Source organism: Janthinobacterium breve (assembly GCF_051380895.1).
In the GTDB taxonomy this organism is placed as follows: Bacteria; Pseudomonadota; Gammaproteobacteria; order Burkholderiales; family Burkholderiaceae_D; genus Janthinobacterium.
In genome coordinates this window covers 1-1,194 of the sequence record NZ_JBNYXY010000029.1, presented here as the reverse complement: position 1 = coordinate 1,194, position 1,194 = coordinate 1, and the positions used below count along the sequence as shown (strand labels likewise).

The 1,194-nt window shown below is 54.2% G+C and carries 1 rRNA gene; it reads left to right on the top strand.

Annotation, left to right across the window (positions count from 1 at the left end):
• Window positions 1–1,090 (top strand): 23S ribosomal RNA (locus ACQ4W0_RS29135); the annotation flags it as partial.
• Window positions 1,091–1,194: the final 104 nt, after the last annotated feature.

The following is a 1,194-nucleotide window of genomic DNA, read 5'->3' as shown; positions in this document are numbered from 1 at the left end:
GTATATGGGCTGACGCCTGCCCGGTGCTGGAAGGTTAAGGGGAGAGGTTAGCCGTAAGGCGAAGCTTTGAACTTAAGCCCCAGTAAACGGCGGCCGTAACTATAACGGTCCTAAGGTAGCGAAATTCCTTGTCGGGTAAGTTCCGACCCGCACGAAAGGCGTAATGATTTGAGCGCTGTCTCGACAATGCATCCGGTGAAATTGAAGTACCAGTGAAGATGCTGGTTACCTGCGCCAGGACGGAAAGACCCCATGGAGCTTTACTCCAGTCTGGTACTGGGACTCGGTATTGCATGTACAGGATAGGTGGGAGGCTAGGAGATGGTAACGCCAGTTGCCATGGAGCCGCTGTTGGGATACCACCCTTGCAGTATTGGGTTTCTAACCAGCCGCCGTGACCCGGCGGTGGGACAATGCCAGACGGGGAGTTTGACTGGGGCGGTCGCCTCCGAAAGGGTATCGGAGGCGCTCAAAGGTTCCCTCAGAATGGTCGGAAACCATTCGAAGAGTGCAAAGGCAGAAGGGAGCTTGACTGCGACACCGACGGGTGGAGCAGGTACGAAAGTAGGACTTAGTGATCCGGTGGTATAAAGTGGGATTGCCATCGCTCAACGGATAAAAGCTACCCTGGGGATAACAGGCTTATCACTCCCAAGAGTTCACATCGACGGAGTGGTTTGGCACCTCGATGTCGGCTCATCGCATCCTGGGGCTGTAGTAGGTCCCAAGGGTTGGGCTGTTCGCCCATTAAAGCGGTACGCGAGCTGGGTTCAGAACGTCGTGAGACAGTTCGGTCCCTATCCGGCGCGGGCGGAGGATATTTGAGAGGAGCTGTCCTTAGTACGAGAGGACCGGGATGGACACACCGCTGGTGTACCAGTTGTTCTGCCAAGAGCATCGCTGGGTAGCTATGTGTGGACGGGATAAGTGCTGAAAGCATCTAAGCACGAAACTTGCCCCGAGATGAGTTCTCCCTGAGACTTTAAGTCTCCTGAAGGAACGTTGAAGACGACGACGTTGATAGGCCGGGTGTGTAAGCGCAGCGATGCGTTGAGCTAACCGGTACTAATGAACCGTGAGGCTTAACCTTACAACGCCGAAGCTGTTTTGGCGGATGAGAGAAGATTTTCAGCCTGATACAGATTAAATCAGAACGCAGAAGCGGTCTGATAAAACAGAATTTGCCTGGCGGCC